The following is a 17,622-nucleotide window of genomic DNA, read 5'->3' as shown; positions in this document are numbered from 1 at the left end:
ATGGTCAGAACGCTCTCTTGGCTGCACTATCGCCTGAGCGGCCCGACCGGGCCGCTGGCTTCACTTGACTGGCGTCGACGTCAGGCTGCAATCGCCCCTTGCGCCTCGATCTCCGCCTTCAACAGCTTGCCCAGTACCTGCATCCCGCTATCGATCTTGTCGGCGGGCACGGTGACGAAGGACAGGCGCAAAGTGTTGGATTGCGGATCGTTGGCGTAGAACGGCGCGCCCGGCACGAAGGCGACGTTCTGTTCGATCGCCTTGGCCAGCAGCGCGGCGCTGTCCACGCCTTCGGGCAGGGTGACCCAGATGAACATGCCGCCGTGCGGACGGGTCCAGCGGGCCGTGGCCGGGAAATACCGGTCCAGCGCCGCCAGCATCAGCTCGCACTGGTGGGCATAGAGGGTGCGGATTCCGGGAATGTGATGGTCCAGGAAGTCGTCCTGGATCGCTTCATGGACCACGCGCTGGGTGAACGAAGGCGTGTGCAGGTCGGCGGCCTGCTTGGCCTGGACCAGCTTGCCCAGCAACTCCTCGGGGGCGACCACGTAACCCAGGCGCAGGCCCGGGACCAGCACCTTGGAGAACGAGCCCATGTAGATGACCTGTTCCGGGGCCATCGACAGCAGGCTGGGCAGCTCTTCGCCGCTGTAGCTGAGCGCGCCGTAGGGATCGTCCTCGACTACGGGCACGCCGGCGGCGATGGCTTTTTCCAGCAGCGCCTTGCGCCGTTCCAGCGGCATGCGCCGGCCGGTGGGGTTCTGGAAATTGGGCAGGCAGTACATGAAGCGGGCGCCGGCCAACTGTTCCGGAGTCAGTGCGTCGGTGACGATGCCTTCCTCGTCGGTCTTCATGGAGGAATACGCCGGCTGGAACAGCGAGAACGCCTGCAGCGCGCCCAGGTAGCTGGGGGTTTCCACCAGCACCTTGCTGCCTTCGTCGATCAGCACCTTGCCGAGCAGGTCCAGGGCCTGCTGCGAACCGGTGGTGATCAGTACCTGGCTGGGGCGGATGCTGGCGCCGTTCCTGCTCAGGCGCGCCGCGACCCACTCGCGCAAGGGCTTGTAGCCCTCGGTGGGGCCGTATTGCAGCGAGGCTTGCGGGGCTTCATCGAGCACCTTGGTGCAGGCCCAGCGGATGCGCTCGATCGGGAAGGTCGTCGGCGAAGGCAGGCCGCCGGCGAAGGAAATGACCTCCGGACGCTCGGTGACCTTGAGGATTTCACGGATTGCCGAGCTGGTGAGGCCCTGGGCGCGCTTGGAGAGGGTGATTTTGGTCGTCATGGCGCTAGTTTAACGGGATTGCCCCTGCCCGTCCGCGATCGCGGAGTTCCGCCATCCCGCCGCAACAGCAACGACGCAGCGGTCGTGGTTGCGCCGTATCGAAACCCGGAACTACGAAGTCATCCGGTCCCAGAACGACTTGACCCCATCGAGGAAGGTCGCCGACTTGGGCGAATGCCGACGCGCATCCTCGCCGGTGAACGTGGCTTCGAACTTCTCCATCAGTTCGCGCTGCTGCTGGGTCAGGTTGACCGGGGTTTCCACCGCCACGCGGCAGAACAGATCGCCGGTACTACGGCTGCGCACCGACCTGACGCCCTTGCCGCGCAGGCGGAACAGCTTGCCGGTCTGGGTCTCTGCGGGGATGCGGATCTCCGCTTCGCCTTCCAGCGTGGGCACGCGCACGGTGTCGCCGAGCGCGGCCTGGGAAATGCGGATCGGCACTTCGCAATGCAGGTCGTCGCCGTCGCGCTGGAAGATATCGTGTTCGCGCACGCGCACTTCCACGTACAGGTCGCCCGGCGGCGTGCCGGTCGGACCGGCTTCGCCCTCGCCCGCCAGGCGGATGCGATCGCCGTTGTCGACGCCAGCCGGGATCTTCACCGACAGCACCTTCTCTTCCTCCACGCGTCCGGCGCCGTGGCAGGTCTTGCACGGGTTGCGGATGATCTGGCCGCGGCCGCCGCAATGCGGACAGGCCTGCTGCATGGCGAAGATGCCGCGTTGCATGCGCACCTGACCGCGTCCGCCGCAGGTGCTGCAGGTCTCGGTCTTGCCGTCTTCCGAACCGGAACCATGGCAGGGCCCGCATGCCGCCAGGGTGGGAATCTCGATGCGCTTCTCGATGCCGGCGACCGCTTCTTCCAGGTCCAGCTCCATCACGTAACCGACGTCCGCGCCACGCCGCGCCGCGCGTGCGCCACCGCCTCCACCACCGAAGATGTTGCCGAAGATGTCGCCGAAGATGTCGCCCATGTCCACGCCGCCGGGACCGGCCCCGCCACCGCCCATGCCATGCTCGAACGCGGCATGGCCATGCTGGTCGTACATGCGGCGCTTGCCGCCGTCGGACAGCACTTCGTAGGCTTCCTTGCATTCCTTGAACGCGGCTTCCGCGGCATGGTCGCCGGGATTGCGGTCGGGGTGGTGCTTCATCGCGCAGCGCCGGTAAGCCTTCTTCAGCTCCTCCTCGCTGGCGGTGCGGGCCACGCCCAGGACTTCGTAATAGTCGCGTTTGCTCATGGTTTGATCGGGAACCAGGTTTCAGGAATCGGATAACAAGATGGAGCGGAGCAAACGCCCCGCTCCATCGGATCTACAGAATCACGATCGTTACCCGATCACTTCTTCTCGTCTTCTTTGACTTCGGTGAACTCGGCGTCGACCACGTCTTCGCCTGCGTTCTGGCCGGAAGTCTCGCCACCGGCCTCACCCGCCTGCCCTGCCGCGGCGACCGCCGCGTACAGCGACTGGCTGGCCTCTTCCAGGCCCTTGGTCTTGGCCTCGATCTGGGCCTTGTCGTCGCCCTTCATCGCGGTTTCGAGGTCGGCCAATGCCGCCTCGACCTGGCCGATGACTGCGCCGTCGACCTTGCTGCCGTGCTCGGTGATGGCGCTGCGGGTGGCATGGATCAGGCCGTCGGCCTGGTTGCGCGCCGATACCAGCTCGTGGAACTTCTTGTCCTCTTCGCGGTGCGCTTCGGCATCGGCGACCATCTGCTGGATCTCTGCCTCGGACAGGCCCGAACCGGACTTGATCTCGACCTTCTGTTCCTTGTTGGTCTTCTTGTCCTTGGCGCTGACGTGGATGATGCCGTTGGCGTCGATGTCGAACGACACCTCCACTTGCGGCAGGCCGCGCGGGGCAGGCTCGATGCCTGACAGGTCGAACTTGGCCATCGACTTGTTGAAGCGGGCCTGTTCGCGCTCGCCCTGCAGTACGTGCACGGTAACCGCGGACTGGTTGTCCTCGGCGGTGCTGAAGGTCTGCGAGGCCTTGGTCGGGATGGTGGTGTTCTTCTCGATGATCTTGGTGAACACGCCGCCCAGGGTTTCGATACCCAGGCTCAGCGGGGTCACGTCCAGCAACAGCACGTCCTTGACGTCGCCGCCCAGCACGCCGCCCTGGATCGCGGCGCCGAGGGCGACCGCTTCATCCGGGTTGACGTCCTTGCGCGGTTCCTTGCCGAAGAACTCGGTCACCGCCGCCTGCACCTTGGGCATGCGGGTCTGGCCACCGACCAGGATCACTTCACCGATGTCGCTGGTGCGGATGCCGGCATCGTTCATGGCGATACGGCACGGCTCGATGGTCTTCTTCACCAGGTCTTCCACCAGTGCTTCCAGCTTGGCGCGGGTCAGCTTGATGTTGAGGTGCTTCGGACCCGAGGCATCGGCGGTGACGTATGGCAAGTTCACTTCGGTCTGCTGCGAGGACGAGAGCTCGATCTTGGCGCGCTCGGCCGCGTCCTTCAGACGCTGCAGCGCCAACGGATCCTTGCGCAGGTCGATGCCCTGGTCCTTCTGGAACTCTTCGACGAGGTAGTCGATGACGCGCTTGTCGAAGTCTTCGCCGCCGAGGAAGGTGTCGCCGTTGGTGGCCAGCACTTCGAACTGCTTTTCGCCATCGACGTTGGCGATTTCGATGATCGACACGTCGAAGGTGCCGCCGCCCAGGTCGTACACGACGATCTTGCGGTCGCCGCCGTCCTTGTCCAGGCCATAGGCCAGCGCGGCCGCGGTCGGTTCGTTGATGATGCGCTTGACGTCGAGGCCGGCGATCTTACCGGCGTCCTTGGTCGCCTGGCGCTGGCTGTCGTTGAAGTAGGCCGGCACGGTGATGACGGCTTCGGTGACGGGCTCGCCAAGGAAGGCTTCGGCGGTCTTCTTCATCTTCTCCAGGATCCGCGCGGAGATTTCCTGCGCCGACAGCTTCTTGCCATCGGACGTGCTTACCCAGGCGTCGCCGTTGTCGTGCTGGGTGATGCCGTAGGACACCAGGCCTATGTCCTTCTGCACTTCGGCGTCGGTGAATTTGCGGCCGATCAGGCGCTTCACCGCGTAGAAGGTGTTCTTGGGGTTGGTGACCGCCTGGCGCTTGGCCGAGGCGCCGACCAGCACTTCGCCGTCCTTGGTGTAGGCGACGATGGAGGGCGTGGTGCGGTCGCCTTCCGAATTTTCGATGACGCGGGCCTTGCCGCCGTCCATGATCGCCACGCACGAGTTGGTCGTGCCGAGGTCGATGCCGATGATCTTGCCCATGTTGCTTGCTCCCTAAAGGTCTGTCTTTGGCCGGCCACTGCCGGGTTATGGATGGAATGTGGGGTCCGGCGTGGAACATTCAAGCCGGCTGTCGCTTCCGTAGGAGCGGGCCTTGCCCGCGATGCCCTTCGTTCAGCGGCACAAATCAAAAGCATCGCGGGCAATGCCCGCTCCTACGGGTTTCGCTCAATCGTGCTTGGCGACCACTACCAGTGCGGGACGCAGCAGCCGCTCGTTGAGCAGGTAGCCCTTCTGGAACACCTCGACCACGCTGTCCGGCGCCGCGCCCGGTGTTTCGACGTGGCTGATGGCCTGGTGGTATTGCGGATTGAAGGTTTCGCCGACCGGGTTGACCATGCTCAGGCCGTTGTCCGCGGCCACCTTCAGCAATTGGCGGAAGGTCAGTTCAAGGCCGTCGTGCAGCGGGCCGGGTTCCTTGCCGGCCGCGGCCAGGCCCGCGTCCAGGCTGTCGAATACCGGCAGCAGGTCGGACAGCAGGCGTTCGTTGGCGAACTTGCGCAGTTGCTCCAGGTCACGGCTGACCCGCTTGCGCTGGTTTTCCAGGTCGGCACGCTCGCGCATGACATCGGCGCGGGTCTGTTCCAGCTCGGCGCGCAGTTGTTCGACTTCGGCGGCCAGCTGGCTCTCGTTGCTGGCGTTCTCGTCTCCGGCAACGGCATCGTGCGTGGGGGTGGATTCGTCGTGGTTGTGGGTCATGCAGGGGTTCCATGGCTTGCCGCCCGGTTACGGCGGGGTCGGAGCAACCTATGGGGTCGGTGCGTCCGGATTCAAGGCGGAACCCAGCGCATCGGCCGCCGCCTGGACCACCGGGATCACCCGTTCATAGGCCATCCGGGTCGGTCCGATCACGCCCAGCACACCCAGTACGCGTCCGCCGGCGATATACGGTGCGGTGACCACGGATACCCCATCCAGCGGCGCCAACCCGGTTTCCTCGCCAATGAAGATGCGCACCCCCGGGGCCTGCAGGGTGCGTTCCAGCAGTTGCAGGATCTCGCGCTTGCGAGCGAAGGTCTCGAACAGCTCGCGCAGCCGGTCCAGGTCGGACAGGTCCTGCACGCCCATCAGCCGGGTCTGCCCGGTCAGGACCATGTCGTCGCCGGCGGGAACGAAGGCGTGCTCGGCCAGTTCCACGGTATGGGCCAGCAAACCCTCCATTTCCGACTGGGCATTGCGCAGGTCGCGCAGCAAGGTGGCGCGGATATCGGCCAATGGCCGCCCGGCGAAATTGGAATTCAGGTAATTGGCGACCCGTTCCAGCTCGGACGGGTCGTAGCTGCGGCGCGGCTCGATCACCCGGTTCTGCACGTCGTTGTCGGCGAACACCAGGATCGCCAGCACCCTGCGCCCATCCAGGGGCACGAAATCGATATGCCGGAAGGCGAACTGCTCGCGCCGGGGGGCGCTGACCACGCCGACGAAATGGGTCATCGCCGAGAGCAGTTCCGAGGCATTGCCGAGCAATGCCTGGGTGCCGACCCCGGCAGGAAGTTCCGAGCGCAATCGTGCGACCTCGCCCTCGCCCAGCGGCTGCATCTGCACCAGGCTGTCGACGAACATGCGGTAGCCCTGGGCGGTGGGAATGCGCCCGGCCGAGGTATGCGGCGAGGCCAGCAAGCCGATCTCCTCCAGGTCGCCGAGAATGTTGCGGATCGTGGCCGCGCTGACATCCAGGCCTGCGTGCCGCGCCAGCGTCTGCGAGCCGACCGGCTCGCCATCACGGATGTAGCGCGCGATCAGCGTCCGCAGCAGGTGGCGGGAGCGCAGGTCGAGCGTGGCGGGCGGAACGGACATGCCGAATAGATAGCCGCCTGCGCACGGGTTTGCAAGGCCCGCTCCTACACAAGTCGTTGTACAAAAGGGGTGGGTGTCTCAGGACTTGCGCCACATGCCTCTACAATGCGCGTCCATGCTCAGACACCTCGCCCTCAAGGACTTCGCCGTCGTCCGTTCCGCCGAGCTCGAATTCGGCCCGGGCATGACCGTCATTTCCGGCGAAACCGGCGCCGGCAAATCCCTGCTGGTCGACGCCCTGGGTTTCCTTTCCGGCCTGCGCGCCGACAGTGGCGTGGTCCGGCATGGCGCCGAGCGCGCCGAGCTTTCCGCGGAATTCAGCCTGAACGACGTGCCCAGCGCCTTCGCCTGGTTGCGCGAAAACGAACTGGACGACGACGAGGTCTGCCAGCTGCGCCGGGTGATCCGCGCCGACGGTGGTTCGCGGTCATGGATCAACGGCCGCAGCGTCACCCTGTCGCAGCTGACCGAGCTCGCGGCGCTGCTGGTGGAAATCCATGGCCAGCACGAACAACAGGCCCTGCTCTCAAGGCCCAGCCAACTGGCCCTGCTGGATGCCTATGCCCGCAACGACAGCGAGCGTGCGGCGGTGCGCAGTGCCGCGGCTGCATGGAACACGTTGCTGGGAGAACGCGACAACCTTTCCAGGCAAGGCGACGTATCCGACCGCATCAACTACCTAGAGCACCAGTTCAACGAACTCGAACGCGAGGACCTCGCCGCCCCGGCGATCGAAGCGCTTTCCGCCAACCATCGCCGCCAGGCCAATGCCTCGGGGCTGATCGACGCCTGCAATGCCGCCTTCGCGCGACTGGCTGGCGAAGAATCGCCATCGGTGTCGCAACAACTGCAGCAGACCCGCAGCGAGTTGGCGCGCATGGCCGAGCACGAACCGCGCCTGCACGAGGTCGATGCCCTGCTGGAGAACGCCAACATCCAGCTGGACGAAGCACTTGTGCTGCTCGACCGCGTCCGCGAGGATCTGGATGCCGATCCCGCCCAGTTCATGGAGCTGGAGCGCAAGCTCACCCGTATCCACGACCTGGCGCGCAAGCATCGGGTGACGCCCGCGCAACTGGGCGAACAGCGCGACAGCATCGCCAGCGAACTGGATGGCCTGCGCGGCGCCGGCGAGCGCCTGCTCAGCTTGAATGCCGAAATCGAAGCCGCCGCCTCGGCCTGGCGCAGTGCCGCGGGCAAGCTGACCAAGACACGCCAGAGCGCGGCGGCGAAGCTTTCCAGGACGACTACCGGGTTGATCGCCGAGCTGGGCATGGGCGGCGGTCATTTCCAGATCGCGATCGAGCCCAACGAAAGCGAACGCGCCGACCCGCTGGGTTCGGAGCGGGTGGAATTCCTGGTCGCCGCCAACGCCGGCCAGCCGCCACGCGCCCTGCGCAAGGTCGCCTCGGGCGGCGAGCTTTCGCGCATCTCGCTGGCGATCGAGGTCGCGGCCCTGGGCCTGGACGCGGTGCCGACGATGGTCTTCGACGAAGTGGATTCCGGGATCGGCGGCGCGGTCGCCGAGATCGTCGGCCAGAAGCTGCGTGCATTGGGCGACAAGCGCCAAGTGCTTTGCGTCACCCACCTGCCGCAGGTCGCCGCGCAAGGCCACGCGCATTACCGGGTCAGCAAGGCGCCGGTGGACGGTATGACCCAGAGCTCGGTCGAGTCGCTGGGCGCGAAGCAGCGCGAGGAAGAACTGGCCCGGATGCTCGGTGGCGTCGAAGTCAGCAAGGAAGCGCGGGCCGCGGCGAAACGGCTGCTGAGCAACGCCGTCTGATCGCGCCGTAGGAGCGCCCCTTGGGCGCGATGCTCTTCCGTCACATCGCGCAACAGCATCGCGCCCAAGGGGCGCTCCTACGGGATCGGTCAGCGCTTTTTGCGCACGTACAGCACCAGCGCGTGCTCTTCGATCTCGTAGCCGTGCTCGGCGGCGATCTTGTGCTGCAACGCCTCGATCTCGTCGCTGGAGAACTCGATGACCTTGCCGGTCTCGATATCGACCATGTGGTCGTGGTGCTCGCCGCGGTCCAGTTCGTACACCGCCTGGCCGCCCTCGAAGTTGTGCTTGAGCACCAGGCCGGCCGCCTCGAACTGGGTCAGCACCCGGTACACGGTGGCCAGGCCGATCTCCTCGCCATGGTCGAGCAGGTGGCGGTAGATGTCCTCGGCGGTCATGTGCCGGGGCTTGCTCTGTTCCAGCAATTCGAGGATGCGTATCCGTGGATGCGTCACCTTCAGACCGACTTTGCGTAAATCCTGCGATTCCATGGCCTCTCCGTTCATTGGCGGTTTAGCGCCAGCTGCCTCGGAATGGGTTGCGGCGGACAGGGGAAGTGTATCATCGCCCGGTCTTTCTTCCTGTCCAATGCGATGCACTTGCCGATGCGTAGATTCCTGCTGGTTGCCGCCGTCACCCTCGCCACCGCCGGTTGCGGGATCCTGTACAAGCAGCCCATCTACCAGGGCAACCTGATCGAGAAGAGCAACGCCGACCAACTGGCCGTCGGCCAGAGCAAGCAGCAGGTCATCGCCCTGCTCGGCACGCCTTCCATCGCCGATCCGTTCCATGCGCAGCGTTGGGATTACACCGCCGCCGAGCGCACCAACCGCCGCGGCACCACCGAGATCAAGAACCTGACGGTCTTTTTCGAGGGCGACTCGCTGGCCAAGTGGGAGGGCGAATACTTCCCCGAGAACGACATCCAGCTGGCCAAGGACGTGCGCAAGTTCGGCCCCAACCTGGCCAAGGACAAGAAGAAGGGCGGCCGCCGCTGAGTTTCAGCGCTTCGGCTTCGACGCGCGTCGCCGGCGCGCGTCCTTCGGATCGATCTGCAGGGCACGCAGCAACTCGACCCTGTCTCCGTCGCGCAACGGAGTCGTCGCTTCGGCGTTGATCCCGAAGATCGCATAACCGGTCACTTCGTCGCCCCCGGACAAGCCCGCCTTTTCGACCGCCTGCGCCAGCGTCGCATGCTCCGGCAGTTCCACGACCACCGCTTCGTGCCGGCGCGGCCAGGCCATGACCACCTCGACCTTCATCATTCGCCCCGGTCGGCGACCCGGACGAAATCATCGACCATGCGGTCGGCCAGGCTCTGGAACCCGATTGCGAACGCGGGCCCCAGCAGCCGGCTGCTGGGGTCGAATTCCAGGGTCAGGGTGACCTTGCTGGCGCATTCGTCCAGCGCATGGAATTCCCAGCGCCCGTGCAGTTTCCGGAAAGGTCCGTCGACCAGGTTCATGTCGATGCTGTGCGGCCGATCCAGGGCGTTCTCGGTGGTGAACCAGGTGCTCAGCGCGCCCAGCCCCAGGTCCAGCCGCGCGACCAGCCGGTCGGTGCCGGATTCGATCAATTGCGCGGCGCTGCACCAGTCGAAACGGCGCGGGTACGCGGCCACGTCGTTGACCAGATCGAACATGCGGGCGGTGGAGTGTTCGACCAGGGCGCTGCGGCGGATGGTTTGCATGCGTTGACGGGGCTCTTCGAGGACGGCTCTTGGAAAGGGACTTGCAGAGGGTCTGGGCTCGCTTGCACTTGCGCCATCGGCGACAATGCACCCATGGCGAAGAAACCCGGCAAGGATAAAGCAAACAGCACTGGCACGATCGCGCAGAACAAGCGCGCACGCCACGAATACCACCTGGAGGAACGCTTCGAGGCGGGCATGGCGCTGCAGGGCTGGGAGCTGAAGGCGATCCGCGCCGGGCGCGCCAACATCACCGAAGCCTACGCCGTGGTCCGCGCTGGCGAGCTGTTCCTGTTCGGCGCGCAGATCACGCCGCTGATCCAGGCATCCAGCCATGTGATCGCCGACGACCGCCGCACGCGCAAACTATTACTCCACAAGCGCGAGATCGACGGACTGATCGGCAAGGTCGAGCGCGACGGCTACACCATCGTGCCGCTCTCGTTGTACTGGAAAGGCAACAAGGTCAAGGCCGAGATCGCGCTGGCCAAGGGCAAGCAGACCCACGACAAGCGCGACGCGGCCAAGGATCGCGACTGGGCCCGCGACAAGCAGCGCGTGATGCGCCGCCACAACCGCGACGCCTGACCACGCGTCCGTGCGCGATCCCGGTCGGCCTTTGTAGGAGCGCCCATGGGCGCGATGCCTTTCGTCCAGATCGCGCCAAGAGCATCGCGCCCATGGACGCTCCTACGGTCAAGTCGAGGCCAGCATCTGGATCATGTTCGGGATGCCCTTGCCCTGCATGTAGGGATCGCGGCCGATATCGGTGCAATGATCGAGCAGGATCTGCTTGACCCGGTCCGGGGAGCCGATGAATTCCCTGCGCACCGACAGGAATCCCGCGACCAGTCCGGACACATGCGGCGCGGCCATGCTGGTGCCGCTCATCTCCACCATCCAGGTCTTCGGGTCGGAGACCTTGAAACCGTAGTGCGCGGAAATGATCTTTTCGCCCGGCGCGACCACGTCGGGTTTGTGCCGGCCATCGGCGGTCGGTCCGCGCGATGAGAAATACGAAACCCCGTAGCTGTGCGGATTGCCCTTGTGCACCGACCCGACCGCGATGGCGTCCTCCAGGTTGGCGGGATCGCCGATGGTCATGTCCATGTTCATCGGATACGACTCGCCATCGTTCTGCACCAGCCAGGCCAGGCCTTCGTTGCCTGCCGCCAGGACCACGACCACACCCTGCCGCCACAGGCGCCGCAGTTCGTTGCAGAGAGGCGTGAAGCCGCAACCGTAACTCTCGGCGTCGAAATAGCCGCCCAGACTCAGGTTCACGCCGTGGATCATCAGCTCCCCGGCCTGGTCGTTGAGGTCGGCCACCTGTTGCACGGCCTTGATGATCCACGAGTCGCGGCCATTACCGTCGTCGTCCAGCACCTTGAAGCCGTACAACTGCGCCTGCGGCGCAATGCCCGCGAATTCGATTTTCTCCTTGCCGTTGGCGCCCGGCAACGGTGCGTTGCACTGGCCGGCGATCACACCCGCCACGTGGGTGCCGTGGCCGTTGCGATCCAGCTTGCTGAAGGCCACGCCATCGGCGCGCAACAGTTTCTTCGGCTTGCCGCGCACCGTGCAATCCCACTGCGCGACGACCACGTCGCGCTTGCCCTTCTGGTAGAAATGCGGATGTCCGGCGGCGATGCCGGTATCCAGCACCGCCCAGCCGATCTTCTGTCCGAGGGCGCGGTACGCCGTCTGCGCGGCATCGGCCTGGATCACGCTGCGCGACTGGTTCAGCAACGCGCGCTTGCCCGCATCGCGCCACAGCCGCTTGAAACTGAGGGTCTGGTAATCGTTGCGCAGCGATTCGATCTCGAAGCGGGTCAGCTTGGCGGAAACGAAACGCTGCAGGTTGTCTTCCAGGTAGATCTCGTCATCCAGGGCAACGCCCTTGAGCCGCGTGGTCTCGCCGGCCAGGCCACGGATGCGCGTGACCAGCGCCGTGCGCGCCGCCTCGCGTCCGCCCTCGCCCGTCGGCAGCTTGTCCAGTTCGATCAATACTTCGTGGCGATGTTCGGCACCATTGGCTTCCAGCTGGTCGGACAGGTCCTTGATCAGCACCGTGTTGGACACCGGCTGGTCGAAGCCCACGCCCACCACTTCGCGCACCTTGGCGCGTACGTGCAGGTTGGACAGGTAGCCCGATCCAGAATGCGGATTGCGTGGGCTGTCGACGTTGACGTCCGCGCCCTGCAGGTTGGAATAGCGCTGCCCCGGATTCTCGATATCGTCGGCAAGATTGCCGTCCAGGGCCACCGGGTCCAGCCGGTCGGCCACGTTGTACCAATGGCGCACGCAGGGCGGGAACGGCAGTTTCTTCTTCCTGATCGATTGCTTGAACATGCTGCGCACGCTGGGCAGGCCCAGCGGCGAGCCGATGGTGACCAACAGGGCCACGTCGTATTTGGCCGGATCGAGCTTGCGCAGGACTTCGTAGGCGATCATCGAACCCTGGCTGTGGGCCACGACCACAAATGGCCCGCCACCGGATTCCATGCGGTCCAGCAGGCTCTTCTCCATCGCCTCGCGTCGGCGCTTGTCGAAGAAGAAATCGTGCACGTCCTGCAGCAAGGCCGCGGAAATGAGTTTCAGCAGGATCTCGTTGATCTTGTCGAGCAGGCCGCGCGCGCCCAAGCCTGTCTGCTTGGCCTTGCTTGCGCTCAGTTCGCCGAGCATGCCGTGCAGCATCGCGCTTTCCGCCGGCGTCCCGGCCAGCGCATCGGCCAGTTGCCCCAGGTCGCGATTGCTCGGAGTCACGCCCAGCGCGCTGAGCACGCGTTGTTCGGCCTGGTTGACGGTGGGGCCTTCGTCGCGGTCGCCGCAGGTGGCGATTTCCGGGGTCGGATAACGCAGGCGGTTGACCCAGTACGCCAGGCGCGTGCGCTCGCCCATGCCGCGTCCGAACAAGGCCTTGTCCCATTGGCAGCGCAGCACTTCCGGGGTCGGTTTATTGCCGATGCCGTGGATATAGATGACGGTCTTGGCCTCGCCCTGGGCTGCGGCCATGAAGTCGGAACGTTGCAGCGCGTGCTTCCTGGCCGGCGCGGGTGCGGGCGTGCCTATGGTGGGCGCACGCTTAGCCGGCGCTGCGCGCTTGGCGGCCTTGCTGGCGGGTTTGGGGGTGGGTTTCGCGGCCTTGACCGCTGCGACGGCCGGCTTGCGTGTACCGGCTTTCCTGGTTGCCATGACGAATCCTCCGGTTTGCCAAAGGAAACGCATTCCCGTCGGGACCGGGGCCAGAGAGCCGTGGGAAGGCGATGAAGCGATCCTAACCACCTCCCGTCGCAGCGGTTGTGACCACGGTCCATCGCCCCTACACTGACTGCATCAGCGAGTTCTGATTCCCGGGGGTGCACTGGCTTCGACGGGGGTCGCGAAATTGCCTGGTGCATGCCGAGGGGGCGACTTTCCTCGTTAATCCAGTAGCAAACTTCTAGTTGCCAACGACGACAACTACGCTCTCGCCGCTTAAGGCGTAAGCCCCGAACCCACTTGTGCCCGTGCTCGTGGATGTAGGGTCATTATCACGGAACCGGCTGTGACGGCTGCCTGTCAGTCACGGCTTAACCAAAACAGGCTGGTCCCCGGATGCGCTTTGCGCGCCGTGCTGTCGGGGGACGAGACCTAACGGAGCGCTAAGCATGTAGTACCGGGGATGGAGTGCCTTCGGACGGGGGTTCAATTCCCCCCACCTCCACCATCCAGTGAAAGGAAACGGGCCGCGCAAGCGGTCCGTTTCTTTGTGCGTCTGTGCGCTTGTGTGGGAGCGGCGTCCCCGCCGCGAGTCCTTGATCTTTGCAGGAGCGGCGCAAGCCGCGAACAGGAGCCAGGGTGATGCCAGTTAATCGGTGGCCCAGGGTTCATGCTTTCGCGGCTTGCGCCGCTCCTACAAGGGTTGCTACTTCCGTCACGGGTTCGGGCGCAAAATGGCGCCCTCTATTTTGCTGGATGACACGGGAGCACGCATGGAACTGGGCATGATCGGCTTGGGCAAGATGGGCGCGAACATGGCGCAGCGGCTGGTGCGCGGTGGCCACCGCGTGGTCGGCTTCGATCCCGGCGCGGAGGCGCGCATGCGCGTCGAGCAATTCGGCGCGGAACCGGTCGATTCCCTGCAAGCGATGGTGGCCGCGCTCGCCGCGCCACGCGCGGTGTGGATGATGGTACCGGCCGGCGATATCACCGGTGGCACGGTCGATGCGCTGCTGTCGCTGCTTTCCGCCGGCGACACGATCATCGATGGCGGCAACTCCAACTACAAGAACACGATGGATCGCGCCAAGGCGGCGGCCGACAAGGGTCTGCACTACGTCGATTCCGGCACCAGCGGCGGCGTGTGGGGGCTGGAACAGGGCTACAGCCTGATGATCGGCGGCGATGCCGACGCGGTCGAGCGCCTGCGCCCGGTCTTCGAGACCCTGGCGCCGGGCAAGGACCGGGGCTGGGGCCGGGTCGGGCCGGCGGGTTCCGGACACTTCACCAAGATGATCCACAACGGCATCGAGTACGGAATGATGCAGGCCTACGCCGAAGGCTTTTCCATCCTCGAACACAAGAAGGAATTCGGCCTGGACCTGCACCAGGTCGCCGAGATCTGGCGCCACGGCAGCGTGGTGCGTTCGTGGCTGCTGGATCTGACCGCCGAGGCGCTGGGCGAAAACCCGACCCTGGACGGCATCGCCCCGTTCGTGCCCGATTCCGGCGAAGGCCGCTGGACCGTGGCCGAGGCGATCGACCTCGATGTGCCGGCGCCGGTGATCACCTTGTCGCTGATCGAACGGCTGCGCTCGCGCGATGCGGATTCGTTCACCGACAAGTTGCTGTCGACGATGCGCAATGGATTCGGCGGGCATGCGGTGAAGAAGGAGCTTTAGACGGGAACGAGGAACGAGGAACGAGGAACGAGTAGTGAGGAAAAGCAGGAGCAGGAGTGCGTCTTTTGACTTCCTTCTCCCAGCTCCCAGCTCTCAGCTCACTCCTCACTCCTCACTCCTCACTCCTCACTCCTCGTTTCTCGTTCCTCGTTCCTCGCTCCTACCGCCTACCGCCGCATCAACAATCCCCTGCGCCTCGGCCAGAATCGCCTGCAAGTGTTCGCCGCTGAGGAAACTTTCCGCGTATATCTTGTAGATGTCCTCGGTGCCGGACGGACGCGCGGCGAACCAGCCGTTGACCGCGACCACCTTGATCCCGCCGATGGCTGCGCCGTTGCCCGGCGCCTTGTCCAGCACCCGCTCGATCTTCTCGCCAGCCAGGGTGTCGGCCAGCAATTGGGAAGGGGTCAGTTTCGACAGCAGTCGCTTCTGCCGCGGATCGGCCGGCGCATCGATGCGGCTGGAGAACGATTCGCCGAATTCGCGGCACAGGCCGGCGTAGCGCTCGCCCGGATCCTGCCCGTGCCTCGCGGTGATCTCCGCCGCGAACAGCGCCGGCACCATGCCGTCCTTGTCGGTGGTCCACGCGCTGCCGTCGCGGCGCAGGAAACTGGCGCCAGCGCTTTCCTCGCCGCCCAATCCGAGCGAGCCATCGGACAGGCCGTCGGCGAACCATTTGAAGCCGACCGGCGTCTCGTACAGCTTGCGGCCCAGCCGCGCGGCGACCCGATCGATCATGCTGCTGCTGACCACGGTCTTGCCGACCGCAGCATCGGCTTTCCATCCCGGGCGGTGCTGGAACAGGTCATCGACCATCACCGCCATGTAATGGTTGGAGGGCAGCAGGCCGACGCTGGGCGCGACGATGCCGTGGCGATCGTGGTCGGTGTCGCAGGCGAAGGCGATGTCGTAGCGATCCTTCAATCCGATCAAGCGCTGCATCGCGAAGGAGGACGAAGGGTCCATGCGGATCCGGCCGTCCCAATCGAGGCTCATGAATGCGAATGCGGGGTCGACCTGTTCGCTGACCACGTCCAGGTCGATGCGGTAGCGTTCGGCGATGCGTGCCCAGTAATGGACGCCGGCTCCACCCAGCGGATCCACGCCCATGCGCAGGCCGGAAGCGCGGATCAGCTCGAAGTCGAGCACGTTGCCGAGGTCGGCGACGTAGACGCCGAGGTAGTCGTGCTCGCGCGTGCTCGCGGCACTGCGTGCCTGCTGCAGTGGCACGCGCCTGACCTCCTTCAACCCGCCTTCGAGCAGCGCGTTCGCCCGTTCCTGGACCGCGTTGGTGATCACGGTGTCGGCCGGGCCGCCATTGCTGCCGTTGTACTTGAAGCCGCCATCGCCAGGCGGATTGTGCGAGGGCGTGATCACGATGCCATCGGCCAGACCACTGTCGCGGCCGCGGTTGTGGACGATGATCGCGTGCGAGACGGCGGGCGTCGGCGTGTATTCGCCGCCCTGGGCGATGCGCACCTCGACGCCATTGGCGGCCAGCACTTCCAGGGCACTATCGCAGGCCGGTTTCGACAAGGCATGCGTGTCTATGCCAAGGAACAAGGGGCCGTCGATGTTCTGCTGCGCGCGGTACTCGCAGATCGCCTGGGTGATCGCAAGTACGTGCGCTTCGTTGAAGCTGCGATCGAACGAGCAGCCGCGATGGCCGGAGGTGCCGAACGCCACCCGCTGCGCGGCGACGGAAGGATCGGGCTTGAGGTCGAAATAGGCGGCGAGAAGCTTGCCAATGTCGACCAGTTGCCCGGCCGGCGCGGGTTTCCCCGCTGATGGATTGGCAGGGGCGGTCACCGAGGAAACGCCCTGCCCCGGGTTTTGCCGCCACCGGGTGCGGCAGGCGACGTCCGAGTACTGGAGAGGATCGTCAAACGGGTTTCCAGGCTGGTATTCATGCCAAATACTAGCTTGCCTTGCGTGAAAACAAGGTTGCCCAAGTGGATACCCGCCCTCTCGGCCAATGCCGAGTAGGAGCGCCCCTTGGGCGCGATGCCTTTCCGATCACATTGCGCAACGGCATCGCGTCCAAGGGGCGCTCCTACGGCGCGACGATCTTTTCCGGCAATCCGTGAAGAACAAAAAACGGGCCGCATAAGCGACCCGTTTCTCCAATTGCGACGCGCGCTGCAGATTACGAGCGCACCGGCACCACGCGGATTTCCACGCGGCGATTGAGGGCGCGACCCGAGTCGGTGTCGTTGCTCGCCACCGGCCGGGTTTCGCCGAAACCGACGATCTCGAAACGTTCGCGGACCAGGCCCCTGCCGATCAGGTAATTGCCGACCGCATTGGCGCGCTGCACCGACAGGGTCTGGTTGGCCGCATCGCTGCCGATGCTGTCGGTATGGCCGGAGACTTCGACGATGGTCTGGTTGTACTCGGCCAGGGTGCTGGCGACGTTGTCCAGCGCCGGGTAGAACTGCGGCTTCAGGTTGGCCTTGCCGAAATCGAAGGTGACGCCATCAGGCAGGTTGAGCTTGATCACATCGCCATCGCGGCTGACCTCGACCCCGGTGCCGGCGGTCTGACGACGCAGTTCGGCTTCCTGGCGGTCCTGGTAGGCGCCGATCGCACCGCCCGCAAGGCCACCCACGCCCACGCCGACCAGGGCGCGCTGGCGGCGCTCGGTGGCATCGCCACCGCTGAGCAGGCCGGCGACGGCACCGATGCCGGCGCCGATCAAGGCGTTGTTGCGGGTCCGGTTGGGATCATTGGGGTCGTTGGTCTGTCCCGTGTAAGTGGCGCAGCCACCCAGGGTGACCGTGGCAACGAGTGCGGAGACCAGGACCATCATTGTTTGCTTCTTCATCGCGTTCTCCTTCTGGTGGGACTTGCGTCAGGCAGGGGGTTCAGCTTTGAGAAGGTACTGGCTGCCGGATGTCTGCCAGGTGAA

Annotated in this window: 15 protein-coding genes and 1 other RNA gene; 5 read left to right on the top strand and 11 right to left on the bottom strand. The window is 65.3% G+C overall.

What is annotated here, in order from left to right:
* Positions 1-80: 80 nt before the first annotated feature.
* From CSC74_RS02750 to hrcA, 5 genes are all read right to left on the bottom strand, one after another.
* The gene (locus tag CSC74_RS02750; RefSeq protein WP_162312879.1) at positions 81-1,283 is read right to left on the bottom strand and encodes an aminotransferase-like domain-containing protein; all 1,203 of its coding nucleotides are present in this window, start codon (positions 1,281-1,283) and stop codon (positions 81-83) included.
* Positions 1,284-1,394: 111 nt separating this feature from the next.
* Positions 1,395-2,525: a molecular chaperone DnaJ gene (gene dnaJ, locus CSC74_RS02745; protein ID WP_162312878.1), complete on the bottom strand. Its 1,131-nt coding sequence runs from the start codon at positions 2,523-2,525 to the stop codon at positions 1,395-1,397.
* Positions 2,526-2,623: 98 nt separating this feature from the next.
* Entirely contained in the window at positions 2,624-4,543 is a 1,920-nt protein-coding gene (dnaK, locus tag CSC74_RS02740) for a molecular chaperone DnaK (protein ID WP_162312877.1), read from the bottom strand.
* 186 nt (positions 4,544-4,729) lie between these two features.
* Positions 4,730-5,260, bottom strand: coding sequence for a nucleotide exchange factor GrpE (gene grpE / locus CSC74_RS02735; RefSeq protein WP_162312876.1), 531 nt, complete (start codon positions 5,258-5,260; stop codon positions 4,730-4,732).
* A gap of 48 nt (positions 5,261-5,308) precedes the next feature.
* A complete protein-coding gene (gene hrcA / locus CSC74_RS02730; RefSeq protein WP_162312875.1) occupies positions 5,309-6,358 on the bottom strand; it encodes a heat-inducible transcriptional repressor HrcA in 1,050 nt (349 codons plus the stop codon).
* 115 nt (positions 6,359-6,473) lie between these two features.
* Here hrcA and recN point away from each other — a divergent pair, with 115 nt between their 5' ends.
* A complete protein-coding gene (recN, locus tag CSC74_RS02725) occupies positions 6,474-8,141 on the top strand; it encodes a DNA repair protein RecN (protein ID WP_162312874.1) in 1,668 nt (555 codons plus the stop codon).
* An 89-nt stretch (positions 8,142-8,230) separates the two neighbouring features.
* Here the strand turns inward: recN and fur are convergent, their stop codons facing one another.
* On the bottom strand, positions 8,231-8,632 hold the full coding sequence (gene fur, locus CSC74_RS02720) for a ferric iron uptake transcriptional regulator (protein ID WP_162312873.1): 402 nt from the start codon (positions 8,630-8,632) through the stop codon (positions 8,231-8,233).
* 114 nt (positions 8,633-8,746) lie between these two features.
* Here fur and CSC74_RS02715 point away from each other — a divergent pair, with 114 nt between their 5' ends.
* Entirely contained in the window at positions 8,747-9,139 is a 393-nt protein-coding gene (locus tag CSC74_RS02715) for an outer membrane protein assembly factor BamE (RefSeq protein ID WP_162312872.1), read from the top strand.
* A 3-nt stretch (positions 9,140-9,142) separates the two neighbouring features.
* On the opposite strand, the gene CSC74_RS02710 is transcribed toward CSC74_RS02715, so the two are convergent.
* On the bottom strand, positions 9,143-9,403 hold the full coding sequence (locus CSC74_RS02710) for an RnfH family protein (protein WP_162313693.1): 261 nt from the start codon (positions 9,401-9,403) through the stop codon (positions 9,143-9,145).
* Positions 9,403-9,831 (bottom strand): type II toxin-antitoxin system RatA family toxin, encoded by a 429-nt coding sequence (locus CSC74_RS02705; protein ID WP_162312871.1) that lies wholly within the window; start codon positions 9,829-9,831, stop codon positions 9,403-9,405. Before CSC74_RS02705 ends, CSC74_RS02710 begins: the two co-directional genes overlap by 1 nt.
* 93 nt (positions 9,832-9,924) lie before the next feature.
* Between CSC74_RS02705 and smpB the strand changes: the two genes are divergently transcribed.
* Complete coding sequence (gene smpB / locus CSC74_RS02700; protein WP_162312870.1) at positions 9,925-10,419, top strand: SsrA-binding protein SmpB; 495 nt, start codon at positions 9,925-9,927, stop codon at positions 10,417-10,419.
* 108 nt (positions 10,420-10,527) lie between these two features.
* Here the strand turns inward: smpB and CSC74_RS02695 are convergent, their stop codons facing one another.
* The gene (locus CSC74_RS02695) at positions 10,528-13,026 is read right to left on the bottom strand and encodes a S8 family serine peptidase (protein WP_162312869.1); all 2,499 of its coding nucleotides are present in this window, start codon (positions 13,024-13,026) and stop codon (positions 10,528-10,530) included.
* A gap of 160 nt (positions 13,027-13,186) precedes the next feature.
* Here CSC74_RS02695 and ssrA point away from each other — a divergent pair.
* Together ssrA and gnd are read left to right on the top strand one after the other, a co-directional pair.
* Positions 13,187-13,540: a transfer-messenger RNA gene (gene ssrA, locus CSC74_RS02690) on the top strand.
* Positions 13,541-13,805: 265 nt separating this feature from the next.
* Positions 13,806-14,714: a phosphogluconate dehydrogenase (NAD(+)-dependent, decarboxylating) gene (gene gnd, locus CSC74_RS02685; RefSeq protein WP_162312868.1), complete on the top strand. Its 909-nt coding sequence runs from the start codon at positions 13,806-13,808 to the stop codon at positions 14,712-14,714.
* 126 nt (positions 14,715-14,840) lie between these two features.
* Here gnd and pgm read toward each other — a convergent pair whose 3' ends face one another.
* On the bottom strand, positions 14,841-16,523 hold the full coding sequence (gene pgm / locus CSC74_RS02680; protein WP_162312867.1) for a phosphoglucomutase (alpha-D-glucose-1,6-bisphosphate-dependent): 1,683 nt from the start codon (positions 16,521-16,523) through the stop codon (positions 14,841-14,843).
* A gap of 337 nt (positions 16,524-16,860) precedes the next feature.
* On the bottom strand, positions 16,861-17,538 hold the full coding sequence (locus CSC74_RS02675) for a YiaD family glycine zipper/OmpA-like lipoprotein (protein WP_162312866.1): 678 nt from the start codon (positions 17,536-17,538) through the stop codon (positions 16,861-16,863).
* Positions 17,539-17,622 lie beyond the last annotated feature (84 nt).

This window comes from Pseudoxanthomonas yeongjuensis, from assembly GCF_010093345.1.
In the GTDB taxonomy this organism is placed as follows: domain Bacteria; phylum Pseudomonadota; class Gammaproteobacteria; order Xanthomonadales; family Xanthomonadaceae; genus Pseudoxanthomonas_A; species Pseudoxanthomonas_A yeongjuensis.
The sequence above is the reverse complement of the archived record's forward strand: the minus strand, read 5'-3'. Positions and strand labels throughout refer to the sequence as shown.